The sequence below is a fragment of the Phyllobacterium brassicacearum genome, assembly GCF_003010955.1.
Classification (GTDB): domain Bacteria; phylum Pseudomonadota; class Alphaproteobacteria; order Rhizobiales; family Rhizobiaceae; genus Phyllobacterium; species Phyllobacterium brassicacearum.
Window position 1 is genome coordinate 78,358 of sequence record NZ_PGGO01000013.1, and the last position, 13,101, is coordinate 91,458.

The following is a 13,101-nucleotide window of genomic DNA, read 5'->3' on the forward strand; positions in this document are numbered from 1 at the left end:
CGTCAGCCACTCACGCCGTGGATAAATCGCCATTGGCGTTTTGCGCAAAACACACTATTTGAAAGTATCTCGTATTACGCAATTCCGGACGGAAAACCGCTTCGCACTTTTCCTGGAATTGCTCCAGGGAATGACAGGATTGGAATTGCAATGGCAGGCGTGACGAAAGACCAGGTTCTCGAGCAGCTGAAGACTGTGACCGGTCCGGATTTCAACAGCAACATCGTCGAGCTCGGCCTCGTTTCGGATATTTTCATCGCCGACAGCAAGGTGTTCTTCTCGATCACCGTTCCGGCGGCGCGAGCGCAGGAACTTGAGCCGCTACGGGCAGCTGCCGAACGCGTCGTGAAGTCCATGCCAGGTGTTGCCGGAGCCGTGGTCGCCCTGACGGCCGAGAAGAAGGGCGGGCCCACCAGCGACGACGCGCCGCCAAGAGCGGTTCCATCGCCACGTCCAACCCAGCGCCCGGCGCCGGCGGGTGCCGTGCCACCGCCGCGTGTCCCGGCCCAGGGTGCACCCGCCCAAGCTGCGCCGGCGCAAACGGCGCATGGACACGGCCACGGCGCCCCGGTCAAGGCCGGGGTTCCCGGCGTCAAGGCCATCATTGCGGTTGCGTCCGGCAAGGGCGGTGTCGGCAAGTCGACCACGGCCGTCAATCTCGCTTTGGGGTTGCAAGCCAATGGCCACAAGGTCGGCATTCTCGATGCGGATATTTACGGGCCCTCCATGCCAAGGCTGCTGGGTCTCCATGGCAAGCCGGAAGTCATCTCCGGCCGAGTGCTGAAGCCGATGGAAGGCTATGGTCTGAAGGTGATGTCGATCGGCTTCCTTGTCGAAGAGGAAACGCCGATGATCTGGCGCGGTCCTATGGTCATGTCAGCGCTGACGCAGATGTTGCGCGAAGTGCAATGGGGCGACCTTGACGTGCTCGTCGTCGACATGCCGCCCGGCACCGGCGACGCGCAATTGACCATGGCACAGCAGGTACCGCTAGCCGGCGCCGTCATCGTCTCGACGCCGCAGGACCTGGCGCTGATCGATGCGCGCAAGGGCCTCAACATGTTCAAGAAGGTGGATGTGCCGCTCCTCGGCATCGTTGAGAACATGAGCTATTTCATTGCTCCCGACACTGGCGCCCGCTACGATATCTTCGGCCACGGCGGCGCAAGGAACGAAGCCGAACGGCTTGGCGTGCCCTTCCTCGGCGAAGTGCCGCTGGTCATGGAGATCCGCGAGACATCGGACTCCGGCAAGCCCGTGGTCGTCAGCAACCCGGATGGCCCGCAGGCCAAGGCCTATCGCGACATTGCGGCACGAGTCTGGGACCAGCTGGCAATGGCAAAAGGCGGACGCACCGCCCCGGCGATTGTGTTCGAGTAAGAGACCATTCAGGAAGTCCAGTAGCGCCGCACCCGCCAGCCCGGGCCCATGGCATTCGCCGTCACCGCGAATGGTGCTACCATGTGCAATTCGCGCTTGAGGGGAAATCCTATGAGCAAGCTCTGCCATGCGGCCGCCCTGATCATCTTCCTTGGTGCCCACGCGACCCCGGCACATCCGCAGCAGTCCAATCCGGCCATGCCAGCCACCCCGGCGGGCTGCAACGACGCACTGAACCGGCTTGCCGTGGTTATCGATGACTACAACGGAGCCAAGTTCGCGCTGGACCGCGCCATACAGCTTCTCGCTTCGGCGCGCTTTTCCAGCGGGGTTGGCATGATGAACATCGATCTCGCCGGCCGGCAAGCCGACGCTGACGTTGCTATGGCCGCATATGCCGGAGCAATTGGCCCGGCCTATGGCGCACTTGCGCTGCTTGACGCCAGCTGCAGGGACGACGCGGCCAGGCTGCCTGGCAGCCGTTTCGCAAGAAAGCTCGACGGGGATGTCTTAAGGTTCCTGTCCAGCAGTGTCGACAAACTGGCGGATGATCAGATGGCAGACATCAAGAAGGTGTTCGGCGGGATGAAGACACGGCAGAAATAGCCAGGAGTGGCTGCTTAAGCCCTTACCGACCGTGTTCGGCCGAATGCCCGCAGCAACAGGCCGACGGATACTGCGGTTTTATCGATTTCTGGCACATCCTGGGAATAATTCCCCGTGTAGAGCTTGATAATGAGCTGGTCGCGCAGGGACCCGCCCGGTTCAAAATGAAGATGCAGGTAATCTTTGCGCTTGTCGCCGGGCCGGCTTATGCCTCTTCGCCGTCTCGTGGTCTGCCTGTGTTCCACCTGGAAAGCCTCGAACCCATTGAGTTTGAGCGGGATATCCTTCGTATCGAAAGTTGTCCCGCCGGGAACCGCAACCACCGCCTTGTCGAGTGCAAGACTGACGAGCTGGCCGGAAACTCCATCTATACGAACGGGTTCCTCCACCTTGAAGGCATGGAACAGCCGGCGAGGCTTCTCGAAACAGATCAGGGAAGCGATAACGAGAACGACAATATTGATGCCCGACCAGCATGCTGCGACAAGGGAGAACTCATCACCCCTGTTGATCCATTCGGGCATGATATTCAGCAACAGTCCCAGAGCGGTGATTATGAGCAGGGCCGCTATCCAGGCGAAGCTGTACTTATCGAACTGGTTAGCCTCGTTGCCGGATCCCTTGGGGGTAACCTTGAACGGCTTCCCGAAGGGATGGATGATGCTGGAGGCGACCGTCGGCAACATGCGAAAAGTCGCAAATGTGCCGATGGCACTGGATACGACAGGCAAATACCGTGTCGGCGTAATCCAGATCATCAGCATAAAATAGGCGGCAAGGAGGGGTATCTGGTGCGAGAGATATTCAGAAACGCTGGTGAAATATAGGGGAAGGGCGCCGAACCAGAGATAGACCACGGGCACCAACAATATGGTCAGGCGCACAGGGTATTGAACGATCCAGGACATCGGCAAAAACATGATGCGCTGGAACAGCGACAGTCCAGGGCCGCGCAGAGGACCATTGTGAAGATAGAGTGTCTGGATACCCCCCTGACACCAGCGCTCCCGCTGAACAAAGTAACCCGTCAGAGTCTCCGCCGCCAGTCCCATGGACAGGCGTTCGTTGAGATAGCGTGTCTTGTAGCCCCGGTTGAGCATGGAGAGGGTTGTCAGCAGATCCTCGGTGATCGATTCGGTGGGAAAACCACCAATTTCGTCAAGCGCCTCCCGCCGTGCGATCGAGCATGATCCGCAGCAGAAGCTGACGTCCCATGCATCGCGGCTCGGCGCCATCTCGTCGAAAAAGAGGCGCTGTTCATCCGGCCAGATGTTTTCAAGACCAAGATTTGACTGCACTGGATCGACGTTGAAGAAATGCTGCGGGGTTTGCACGATACCTATCACAGGATCGGTAAACAGGGGTAGCGTGCGCCGCAGGAAGTGCCGGTACGGGACGAAGTCTGCGTCGAAGATTGCTATAAAATCGCCCGAGCTGACCTTGAGACCATTGTTCATATTGCCGGCCTTGGCATGGGAGTTGTCGGGCCTCGTGACGTGTATAGCCCCCTTTTGCTCACAATAGGCCTTCAGCCAGTCCCGGCGCTTGTCATCGAGGACGTAGACCTTCAGTTTCTCTTTGGGGTAGTCGAGGGCAAGCGCACCGACGATTGTCCGCTCCAGAACATCCAGCGGTTCATTGTAGGTCGGGATGAAAACATCCACTGCGGGCAGATCCTGCGGATCCTTGGCAAAATATGCTGGTGCAAGCGCATCCACTTCCGCACTTCTGTTGACGTACCGGCTCATCAATATGAGGAACATCACAACTTCGCAGAATGCCAGGAGCTCAATGACAAACAGGAACCAGACCCAGTAGAAATTGGCGCCGTCGTCTGGATAGGGCAGAACGGTTTCCGTCAAGCGCCACCACAGATAACGGGCGGCCACGGCAAACACGAAGATGCACGTGGCCGTCCTGGTCCAGCTATGGTAACGCGACCAGCTGAACGGGCCGAGCAGGAAGAAAGCGAAGACTAGCAGAGTGGGTGCAAGGACTATGAGATGCTGAACCATAGGCTCTCCAACCATCGCGTCCAATTCATGCTGCGCTTTGCAAAACGCACCTGTACTGAGCGGCCGACCTGGCAGAAATTGGCAGAATCGGTGTTCAAGGCCGACGGTGCGAGACCCACCCTGATACGCGCATTGCGGTTTTTGGTTGTCGGCAGAATTGCCGCAAGCGTGACCTCTTCGACAACGGCAGCGCTGCCGCGCACCGACAGAACTGTGCCCTTCAGGAAATCGCCACGGCCAAGCAGCCGTATTTGCGCCTCTCGCCCGGGGAAGATTTCGTCGTAATTGATTTCAGGTACAAGTATGTCCACAAACAATTCGCGGCAATCGAGGATACGCATCAGTTCATTGTTGAGGATGACATTGGAGCCGTTGATGATGCTGCTGCGCCAGACAACGCCGTCGAACGGAACAGGTACGATTGCGGTTTCGAGATTCTTGACCCGGTTTTCCTCCTCGATCATTTGTTTTTCAGTCTGGGCCGCCCGAGTCTCGTTGTCCGTTATGCGGCTATCGATGTCACTGATGCGCACGATGACTTCATCCTGCCTCTGGCGCGAGTATGGCACGTCGTTCTGGCCATCTCCCGCGACGTAAATGCCTTTCTCGACTGCCGCCAATTTTTGTTCGAGCTGGTCGACGCTCATGTTGATTATCGTCACCTGACCCGTTGCCGCGGCTTCCGCCGCCCGGGCGATCTCGACGATATTCGTTGAAACGATCCCTCGCGATCCCAGCTGCGTGCGCCGTTCGAGGTCGGCCTGCGCTGCGATATTCTGGGCCTCCGACACCTCGACGCGCTTGCGCAGGATCGAAAGCTCCTGCTGGATGCTGACAATTGTTGCTTTCTGATAGAGATCCAGGCGGTTGGCCAATTGGTCGCGAAGCTGCGCCAGTTCGTTGCGCTCACGGCGGAGCGCTGCAACGCGGTCGAGTGCGGTCTTACGCTCGGCACTCAATGAGGCCAGTATGGCACGATTTACACGTTCGTTGCGGATCTGGAGAAGCGGCGTTCCTTCGACGATGGACGTACCGACCTTCGGAGTAGCCTCTGCAATTGTGCCGTCAATTGGCGCGTTCACAATTGCAAAACGTGCGTTCACAGTTCCGTCAAGGCTTGTGTAGCCAGTCAATCCCGGTAGCAAAACGACAAGCGCAAGTCCTGCAAGCAATAGACCAACAGCAATACGCAGAACACGATGATTCCAAACCATGATCTATACCTAATGTCGACAGCAGAATCGCTGTGGTTACCAGGCTTTGTCCTCAACTTTTAATCATTTATAACGTCCAATTCATACTGAATCGTTAAAGAATGATTAATCTCCTCGGTGTTGAGTATTTCGCAAGTCTGACGGTGGGACATTCTTGGCGCAATCGCCGGGATAAAGTGGCAAGAGAATTGGAAGCTAGAACAGGCGGCAAATGCATCGCCCATCCGTATGTAATCCTTTCGATGTAGTAAATAAGTCGGTAAAGTGGCCATAATGTGGCAAAAACAAGGCGTAACAAATGCTTGCCTGGTCATAAGCAGCTGTCAGCGGGCCAAACGTGCTGCCCACGCCTTGACCGCTTCGGCCATGGTCGTCATGTGATCGGCAGCCGTGAAGCCAGATATGCTCTTGCGCGGCTTGAGATCGTGGTCGCCGTCTTCAAGCCAGAGAATTTCGATGGCGTCCGAGAGCGCATAACCGGCAACATCCTCGCGCGTGCCGAACTCGTCGCGCGTTCCCTGACAAATCAATGCTGGCGTCACCAGTCCGGCGAGGTGCTTTGTGCGCAGCTGCGCCGGCTTGCCGGGTGGATGAAACGGATAGCCGAGGCAGAGGAGGCCGGCGACCTTCCCGGCAGAATGAAGCTCATCCGCAATCATGCTGGCGACCCGTCCGCCCATCGACTTGCCGCCAATGATCAGAGGACCGGTTGAACCGAGTTCATCGATTGCCGTTCTGTACTCCGGGATGAGCATTTCGGCGCGGGGCGGGGGTTTCCGGTCGCCGGATGTGCGCCGCGCTGCCATGTAGCCGAACTCGAAACGGGCGACACGGAAACCCGCTGTAGCAAGGGCTGCGGCGCTTGCGGTCATGGAAGCCGAGTCCATTGGCGCTCCCGCGCCATGGGCAAGCAGGATCGTGAGATTGGCATCGTCCGCTCCGTCGAAGAGCAATCTTCCTTGCATGACGATTGTGCAACTCCCGTGATGGCTAGGAGCAGGACCTGCCAATCGATCAGATTAACAGGCCCTGACCCTCATTTGCGCCTAACCCAAATTGACTATGCAGTTAAGTGAGAAAAAACTCAAAAGCATCGTTTGAGTCACGCTTGCGTAACGCCCGGTAACATAATTTCATTAACGTGGTCGTAAGTTCAGTACACGAAATACAACAATAAGAAGCATGCAAGCGTGTGATGAGTGAACGAGCAGCGGTGGGGGACTAAGCCGCAAATTCTATAGTCAGTTGAGTTGGAATAATGGCTTAGCACTGTGGAATGATACTATAACAGTGACAGGCGAAAGCCCTTCTATTACGCGCCCTCCGGGGCGCGTTTTGTTTTGTGCAGATCTGTAGCGGACAAATTCGCCGAAAACCTCTTCCTCAGCATCCAGCAAGCATCTCGCTCTAGCGTATCGCGCCGGTTCGAGGCAGACTGCTAACGGAGAATTGCGAACTTGGCTGAGGGAGGATGGCCGATGCGTTGTTTCACGATACTTGGACCCTCGCAGACCGGAAAATCCACGCTAGTGGAGAAACTGGCCTCGCTGGAAGGCACACCGAAAAAATCTGTCTCCCCTTATGGATTGGGCCTGACTGAGTTCACGTTCGGCGGCGAAGCCTGGTGCGCACTGGATACATCGGGATCGGGTGAAGCCATCTCCCACGCCCAGGATGCGCTGGTTGCGAGCGATGCCTGTATTCTGTGTGTCTCGCCCGTCCCCGAAGAGGCCGTCCTCGCGGCCCCGTATCTGCGGGTGATCGAAGCTTCGGGAACGCCCTGCATCCTCTTTGTCAACCGAATGGACGAGCCGAGGGGGCGGCTCAGGGACGTCATCGCTTCGCTTCAGGATTATGCCAGTCACACCTTGCTGCTCCGGCAGATTCCGATCCGGGAAGGGGACAAGATCGTCGGCAGCTGCGATTTGATTTCCGAACGCGCCTGGCGTTATCGTGAAGGTCAGACCTCAGCGCTGATCGAGATACCCGAGAGTGAAGTCGAGCGCGAACACGAGGCCCGCGCCGAACTCCTGGAAAACCTTTCCGAATTCGACGATTGGCTTCTGGAAGAACTCATCGAAGACCGAGAACCGCCGAGCGACGCCATCTATGCCATTTCCTCCCGCGTGCTGCGCGAAAACAAGGTCATTCCGGTGCTTGTCGGTGCGGCGAGCCACAGCAACGGCATGATGCGGTTGATGAAGGCCCTGCGGCACGAAGCGCCCCCGGTCGAGTCGCTGCGCCAGCGGCTTGCCACCGCAGGCAACATCAAGGAGAACGCGCTGGTTGCAACGGCCTTTCACGCCTATTACCGCCAGAATGTTGGCAAGACGGTCTTTGTCCGTGCGCTTGGCGATGGGCTAAAACAGGGTGCGCTGCTGGGCGGCGCGCGATTGGGACCGGTGCAGGATCCTGGAACCGGACGGCCGATTTCGGCGGAAACGCCAGTGCCAGGATATGTCTTCGCTACGGTCAAATCCGACCATTTGCCTGTCCCGTCATTGTTGACGACTGAAACTGCGGTGGCTGCGCCGGAATGGACAATGCCACCCACGCCGATGCTTGAGCGGGTCCTGGTGCCGGCCAGCGAACGCGATGAAACAAAGCTCTCGGAGACCCTCGCCAAGCTCGCTGAAACGGATCGCGGGTTGAAAGTCATGCAGGAGGAAGGGACTGGCGCGCAGCTGATCTGCTCGCAGGGACCGGTGCATTTGCGCGACGTTTGCAAGGCTCTGGCCGAGGTCTTTCATGTCGAGGTCACAGATAAGATGCCGAGCCCGGTTTACCGGGAAACGATTTCGAAGTCCTCCGACGTTCACTATCGTCATCGCAAGCAGACCGGCGGCGCCGGCCAGTTTGCCGATGTCAAACTCAGTATTCATCCCAACGGGCGTGGCGATGGGTTCAGCTTTGCGGAAACCGTCAAGGGCGGGGCTGTACCCCGCAACTACATACCCGCCGTCGAGGCAGGAGCCCGCGAAGCCATGGAAAAGGGCCCGCTTGGCCTGCGGGTCATCGATGTCGGGGTTACGCTTACGGACGGCCAGCACCATTCGGTGGACAGTTCGGAATTTGCGTTCCGTGCAGCTGGCAAGATGGGCGTGCGGGATGCGCTCGCGCAGGCCTCGGCCGTGCTGATGCAGCCGATATTCCGCGTCGAGATTCACATCCCCTCGATCTACTCGGGAGGGCTCGTGCCGATTGTCTCATCCTTCAAGGGCCAGGTCCTTGGCTTCGACCGGGACGAGACAGCGAAGGGGTGGGACAATTTCCGGGCCCTCATACCCGGAAGTGCGCTGGACGAGCTGGCACGCTCGCTGCGCTCCGCAACGCAGGGCATCGGAACCTTCGCGAAAACCTTCGATCATTTCGAGGAACTGTACGGCAAGGAAGCAGACGCCATCATCACGGCATACGCATCCCACGCGAATTAGAGCCGGCTACGTGCCGGCTCATTCATCAGGTCAAGTGATCACACTTGGCTTGTCGCGGCCCGTATGGGCCTTGATACCGGCGAGATCTTCGGCGGCACGGATGAGGTCGGCGAGCGCACCCTGGGTTTCAAGATCGTGGCGCTTCGGATCAGGCTCGTAGCGCTCGACATACACACGAATGGTCGCGCCGGTCGTGCCGGTTCCCGACAGGCGGAAGACGACCCGCGAGCCGCCCTCGAACAGGACGCGGATGCCCTGGTTCTTGCTCACCGATTTGTCGACCGGGTCATGATAGGCAAAATCGTCGGCGGTCGCGATTGTCAGGCCTTGTACAGAGGTGCCGGGCAATGCAGGCAGTCGGCCGCGCAGATCTTCCATCAGCGTGTTTGCGGCAGCCGTGTCGACACCCTCATAGTCATGGCGCGAATAATAATTGCGGCCATAGATGGCCCAATGTTCGGATGCGATCTCCTGCACGCTGATGCGGCGTACCGCGAGGATGTTCAGCCAGAGCAAGACCGCCCAAAGCCCATCCTTTTCGCGTACATGGTTGGAGCCGGTGCCGGCGCTTTCTTCGCCGCAGATCGTCGCCATGTCCGCATCGAGCAGATTACCGAAGAATTTCCAGCCGGTCGGCGTTTCATACATGCCGATCCCGAGCTTCTCGGCGACACGGTCCGCGGCGCCGCTGGTCGGCATGGAACGGGCAATCCCCTTGAGACCCGCCTTGTAACCCGGCGCGAGATGGGCGTTGGCGGCGAGCATGGCCAGCGAATCCGACGGGGTGATGAAGATACCCTTGCCGATGATGAGATTGCGGTCGCCATCACCGTCTGAAGCGGCGCCGAAATCCGGACCATCTGGCGACATCAGCAAGTCATAGAGGTCCTTTGCGTAAACGAGATTGGGGTCGGGATGATGGCCGCCGAAATCCGGCAGCGGCACGAAATTCACGCAGGTACCTTCCGGCGCACCAAGGCGGTGTTCGAGGATTTCCTTGCCATACGGGCCGGTGACGGCGTGCATGGAATCGAAGCGGAAAGTGAAGCCTGACTTGATCAATGCGCGGATTGCATCGAAATCAAACAGCTCTTCCATCAGTGCCGCATAGTCGGCCACAGGGTCGATGATTTCGATATCCATGTCGCCAAGCTTCTGCGTGCCGATCGTATCGATGTCGGCATCGGGAGCCTCGGCGATCACATATTGCGTGATTGTCTTGGAGCGGGCGAAGATTGCTTCGGTAATCTTTTCCGGCGCGGGTCCGCCATTGCTTATGTTGTACTTGATGCCGAAATCTTCGGTCGGGCCGCCGGGATTATGGCTGGCGGAGAGGACGAGACCGCCGAAGGCCTTGTATTTACGTATGACGTTGGAAGCGGCGGGCGTCGACAAAATGCCGCCCTTGCCGACGAGGACACGGCCAAAGCCGATGGCGGCGGCCATCTTGATGGCGGTCTGCACCACCTCGCGATTGTAGTAGCGGCCGTCACCGCCGATCACCAGGGTCTTGCCTTTGAAGCCTTCGAGCGAATCAAACACCGACTGGATGAAGTTCTCGGCGTAGTTCGGCTGCTGGAAAACCGGAACTTTCTTGCGAAGGCCCGAAGTTCCGGGCTTCTGGTCATCGAATGGCGTGGTGGCAACGGTTTTGAACATATGGTTTTCCAGTCTCTGCTACGCGTCTGCGACAATCTATGGGCCGGTCATGTATCAGGTCAACACGACAGAATTTCGAAGGTACAATGCAATCGCACAGCTTGAGCGCGATGATTGAATGTAGTAACATGTCTACAATTTAAAGGAGGCTTCATGGGTATCACCACAATCTCCAGTAGAGAATTCAATCAGCACGCCAGCGAGGCCAAAAAGGCAGCGAATGATGGACCGGTGTTCATTACCGATCGTGGTCGGCCGGCGCACGTCCTTTTGAGTATTGAAGAGTATCGAAAGCTGACCGGCAAAGGCAAAAGCCTTGCAGAGGCTTTGGCGCAGCCGGGCGAAGGTGGGGAAATGGATTTCGAAATACCCCGTATCGATGGTTTCTTTCGACCGGCCCATCTCGACTGATGTTTTTGCTGGACACCAATGTCGTGTCGGAATTGCGCCGCCGGGATAAGGTCGATGCTAACGTCTTGCGATGGGCAGTCGATATTCCCGACGTGCACCTATATCTTTCCTCTGTAACGATACTCGAAATTGAACTTGGTGTTCTGTTGAGGGAGAGGAAAGATGCGCGGCAAGGCGCGATCGTTCGTTCGTGGTTACAAAATCAGATCTTACCCGATTTTGATGGCAGAATCCTTCCGGTTGACGTATTCGTGGCGCAACGCTGCGCGCATTTGCATGTCCCGAACCCTCGATCCGTTCACGATGCGATGATAGCCGCGACGGCGCTTGTCCATGGCATGACGGTCGTCACCCGTAACGTGGCGGATTTCGAATCGACGGGCGTACAGGTTTTCGATCCCTGGAATACATAAAAGGCCGCTCGAAAGCGGCCTTCTCCTCAATCCATGAGTCAGCAAATTAGCGGACGATGACCTTGGCGCCGACCTGGGCGCGATTGTAGAGATCGATGATGTCCTGGTTCATCAGGCGGATGCAGCCGGACGACATGGCCTTGCCGATCGACCACCATTCCGGCGTGCCGTGCAGGCGGTAGCCGGTGTCACCGCCCTTGTTGAAGAGGTAGAGCGCGCGCGCACCAAGCGGGTTGGTGATGCCGGGGTCCATGCCGTCGCGGAATTTGGCGAGCACGGGCTGGCGCTGGATCATCTCGCGAGGCGGCGTCCATGTCGGCCATTCGCGTTTCATCGCGACACGGGCCGTGCCCGACCATTCGAAGCCTTCCTTGCCGACGCCGATGCCGTAGCGCATCGCCATGCCGTCGCCGAGAACGTAGTAGAGATACTTCGCATTGGTATCGACGATGATCGTACCCGCGGCTTCGCCGCCATCATAACGGACCTGCTGGCGCAGATACTGCGGCGGAACCTTCATGCGCGGCACGGCCGGAATGACATAGCCGGCGTCGACGACGGAGTTGTAGGAAGCGGTCGAATAGCTGAGTCCGATAGTCGAACAGCCGGTCAGAGCAGTTGCACCCATCAGTCCAACCGCAAGGACAATAGTCTTCAATTGCATGGTCACCCCGTTGAATATTTCGCGAATCCCGAATGGTATTGTTGTTTGTCTCTCTATCGCCACTATTGTTAATGTCTGATTAACCGTAAAGCGTAGTTTCCTGTTAACCATGTTTTCAACAACCGGATAGTGCATTTTTCCCGAGCATGGTTGCAGATTTGCCGATATTCTTTTGTCATGCCCCTTGTGATTCCAGGTCAGACAAACCCGCTCATCGACGGCCGGCAATCGGAAAACGCCATGCTGGTGCGCCGCGGCGTGCAGCGGCTTTTCGTTGAACTCGGCCTTGCGGTGGTGCCGGAACTGCCGCTGGCTTCGGGCCGGCGCGCCGATCTCGTGGCGCTGACCCGCAGTGGAGAAATCTGGATCGTCGAGATCAAATCATCGATCGAGGACTGGAGGGTGGACCGCAAGTGGCCGATCTATCGCGAGCACTGCGACCGGTTGTTCTTCGCCACCCATCCGGGCGTTCCGGCGGATATTTTCCCGGAGGATTGCGGGTTCATTCTGTCGGACGGCTACGGGGCCGAGATCATTCGCGATGCGCCGGAGCATAAATTGGCAGGCAGCACCCGCAAGGCGATGACCCTGCGCTTCGCCCGTGTCAGTGCAGCGCGCATGACGCTGGCTGAACTGTCGGGGATCCATTTGCCCGAAACGGATATGGAGTAGCTTAACGCGGCGCCCGCTTGGCCAATATCCGTTGCAAGGTGCGGCGGTGCATGTTGAGGCGGCGCGCCGTCTCGGACACGTTGCGGTCGCACATTTCGTAGACGCGCTGGATGTGTTCCCAGCGAACGCGGTCAGCGGACATCGGATTTTCAGGCGGGGCGATTTTCTCGCCGGTGCGCCGGGTCAGTGCCGCAAAGACCTCATCGGCATCGGCAGGCTTCGACAGGTAATCGATGGCGCCAAGTTTGACCGCATTGACCGCCGTCGCAATGTTGCCGTAGCCGGTCAGGACGATTGCCCGCGTATCTTCGCGGCGCGCACGGATGGCTTCGATGATGTCGAGACCATTGCCGTCGCCAAGCCGCATGTCGACAACCGCATAGGCGGGCGCCTGCGTCTTGACACTGGCAAGCCCTGCCTCGACCGAGTCGGCGATGGCCACCGTGAAGCCGCGTGTCTCCATGGCGCGCGCGAGGCGCTGCAAAAAGGGCTTGTCGTCGTCAACAAGAAGAAGTGTGCGATCGCCGCCGATTGCTGCAATATCGTCCTGATCCGTGTTTTCCATCAGGTATTCCTGCTCATATTCCAATAATTATATACCGTTAATGGTTCGCAATGAACAAAATGTCAAAG

The 13,101-nt window shown here is 58.1% G+C and carries 12 protein-coding genes; 6 read left to right on the plus strand and 6 right to left on the minus strand.

Annotated features, from left to right (window positions below; all coding sequences use genetic code 11):
* Positions 1-150 precede the first annotated feature (150 nt).
* Both CU102_RS17375 and CU102_RS17380 read left to right on the plus strand, forming a co-directional pair.
* On the plus strand, positions 151-1,380 hold the full coding sequence (locus CU102_RS17375; RefSeq protein WP_106712369.1) for an Mrp/NBP35 family ATP-binding protein: 1,230 nt from the start codon (positions 151-153) through the stop codon (positions 1,378-1,380).
* A gap of 111 nt (positions 1,381-1,491) precedes the next feature.
* Positions 1,492-1,986, plus strand: a complete 495-nt coding sequence (locus CU102_RS17380; RefSeq protein WP_106712370.1) for a hypothetical protein — start codon at positions 1,492-1,494, stop codon at positions 1,984-1,986.
* Between the two features lie 14 nt (positions 1,987-2,000).
* Here the strand turns inward: CU102_RS17380 and CU102_RS17385 are convergent, their stop codons facing one another.
* From CU102_RS17385 to CU102_RS17395, 3 genes are all read right to left on the minus strand, one after another.
* On the minus strand, positions 2,001-4,001 hold the full coding sequence (locus CU102_RS17385; RefSeq protein WP_106712371.1) for a glycosyltransferase: 2,001 nt from the start codon (positions 3,999-4,001) through the stop codon (positions 2,001-2,003).
* Complete coding sequence (locus CU102_RS17390) at positions 3,983-5,215, minus strand: HlyD family secretion protein (protein ID WP_106712372.1); 1,233 nt, start codon at positions 5,213-5,215, stop codon at positions 3,983-3,985. Before CU102_RS17390 ends, CU102_RS17385 begins: the two co-directional genes overlap by 19 nt.
* A gap of 323 nt (positions 5,216-5,538) precedes the next feature.
* The gene (locus tag CU102_RS17395; RefSeq protein ID WP_106712373.1) at positions 5,539-6,180 is read right to left on the minus strand and encodes an alpha/beta hydrolase family protein; all 642 of its coding nucleotides are present in this window, start codon (positions 6,178-6,180) and stop codon (positions 5,539-5,541) included.
* A 513-nt stretch (positions 6,181-6,693) separates the two neighbouring features.
* Here CU102_RS17395 and CU102_RS17400 point away from each other — a divergent pair.
* Positions 6,694-8,649: an elongation factor G gene (locus CU102_RS17400; protein ID WP_106712374.1), complete on the plus strand. Its 1,956-nt coding sequence runs from the start codon at positions 6,694-6,696 to the stop codon at positions 8,647-8,649.
* Positions 8,650-8,679: 30 nt separating this feature from the next.
* On the opposite strand, the gene CU102_RS17405 is transcribed toward CU102_RS17400, so the two are convergent.
* Positions 8,680-10,308, minus strand: a complete 1,629-nt coding sequence (locus tag CU102_RS17405; RefSeq protein ID WP_106712375.1) for an alpha-D-glucose phosphate-specific phosphoglucomutase — start codon at positions 10,306-10,308, stop codon at positions 8,680-8,682.
* Positions 10,309-10,461: 153 nt separating this feature from the next.
* Between CU102_RS17405 and CU102_RS17410 the strand changes: the two genes are divergently transcribed.
* Positions 10,462-10,719: a type II toxin-antitoxin system Phd/YefM family antitoxin gene (locus tag CU102_RS17410; protein ID WP_106712376.1), complete on the plus strand. Its 258-nt coding sequence runs from the start codon at positions 10,462-10,464 to the stop codon at positions 10,717-10,719.
* Positions 10,719-11,132 carry a type II toxin-antitoxin system VapC family toxin gene (locus CU102_RS17415; protein WP_106712377.1) on the plus strand — a complete coding sequence of 138 codons (414 nt, stop codon included), beginning with the start codon at positions 10,719-10,721 and terminating at the stop codon, positions 11,130-11,132. Before CU102_RS17410 ends, CU102_RS17415 begins: the two co-directional genes overlap by 1 nt.
* A 46-nt stretch (positions 11,133-11,178) precedes the next feature.
* Here CU102_RS17415 and CU102_RS17420 read toward each other — a convergent pair whose 3' ends face one another.
* Positions 11,179-11,796, minus strand: coding sequence for a L,D-transpeptidase (locus tag CU102_RS17420; protein WP_106712378.1), 618 nt, complete (start codon positions 11,794-11,796; stop codon positions 11,179-11,181).
* Between the two features lie 177 nt (positions 11,797-11,973).
* On the opposite strand from CU102_RS17420, the gene CU102_RS17425 reads away from it, so the two are divergent.
* Complete coding sequence (locus CU102_RS17425; RefSeq protein WP_106712379.1) at positions 11,974-12,468, plus strand: MmcB family DNA repair protein; 495 nt, start codon at positions 11,974-11,976, stop codon at positions 12,466-12,468.
* Between the two features lies 1 nt (position 12,469).
* Here CU102_RS17425 and CU102_RS17430 read toward each other — a convergent pair whose 3' ends face one another.
* Entirely contained in the window at positions 12,470-13,033 is a 564-nt protein-coding gene (locus CU102_RS17430) for an ActR/PrrA/RegA family redox response regulator transcription factor (RefSeq protein ID WP_106712452.1), read from the minus strand.
* Positions 13,034-13,101 lie beyond the last annotated feature (68 nt).

Bases quoted from the DNA above. Each gene is read 5' to 3' on its own strand.
- CU102_RS17385 (WP_106712371.1), bottom strand. From the start codon at position 4,001: ATGGTTCAGCATCTCATAGTCCTTGCACCCACTCTGCTAGTCTTCGCT.
- CU102_RS17420 (WP_106712378.1), bottom strand. From the start codon at position 11,796: ATGCAATTGAAGACTATTGTCCTTGCGGTTGGACTGATGGGTGCAACT.
- CU102_RS17375 (WP_106712369.1), top strand. From the start codon at position 151: ATGGCAGGCGTGACGAAAGACCAGGTTCTCGAGCAGCTGAAGACTGTG.
- CU102_RS17425 (WP_106712379.1), top strand. From the start codon at position 11,974: ATGCCCCTTGTGATTCCAGGTCAGACAAACCCGCTCATCGACGGCCGG.
- CU102_RS17400 (WP_106712374.1), top strand. From the start codon at position 6,694: ATGCGTTGTTTCACGATACTTGGACCCTCGCAGACCGGAAAATCCACG.
- CU102_RS17430 (WP_106712452.1), bottom strand. From the start codon at position 13,033: ATGGAAAACACGGATCAGGACGATATTGCAGCAATCGGCGGCGATCGC.
- CU102_RS17380 (WP_106712370.1), top strand. From the start codon at position 1,492: ATGAGCAAGCTCTGCCATGCGGCCGCCCTGATCATCTTCCTTGGTGCC.
- CU102_RS17390 (WP_106712372.1), bottom strand. From the start codon at position 5,215: ATGGTTTGGAATCATCGTGTTCTGCGTATTGCTGTTGGTCTATTGCTT.
- CU102_RS17410 (WP_106712376.1), top strand. From the start codon at position 10,462: ATGGGTATCACCACAATCTCCAGTAGAGAATTCAATCAGCACGCCAGC.
- CU102_RS17415 (WP_106712377.1), top strand. From the start codon at position 10,719: ATGTTTTTGCTGGACACCAATGTCGTGTCGGAATTGCGCCGCCGGGAT.
- CU102_RS17395 (WP_106712373.1), bottom strand. From the start codon at position 6,180: ATGCAAGGAAGATTGCTCTTCGACGGAGCGGACGATGCCAATCTCACG.
- CU102_RS17405 (WP_106712375.1), bottom strand. From the start codon at position 10,308: ATGTTCAAAACCGTTGCCACCACGCCATTCGATGACCAGAAGCCCGGA.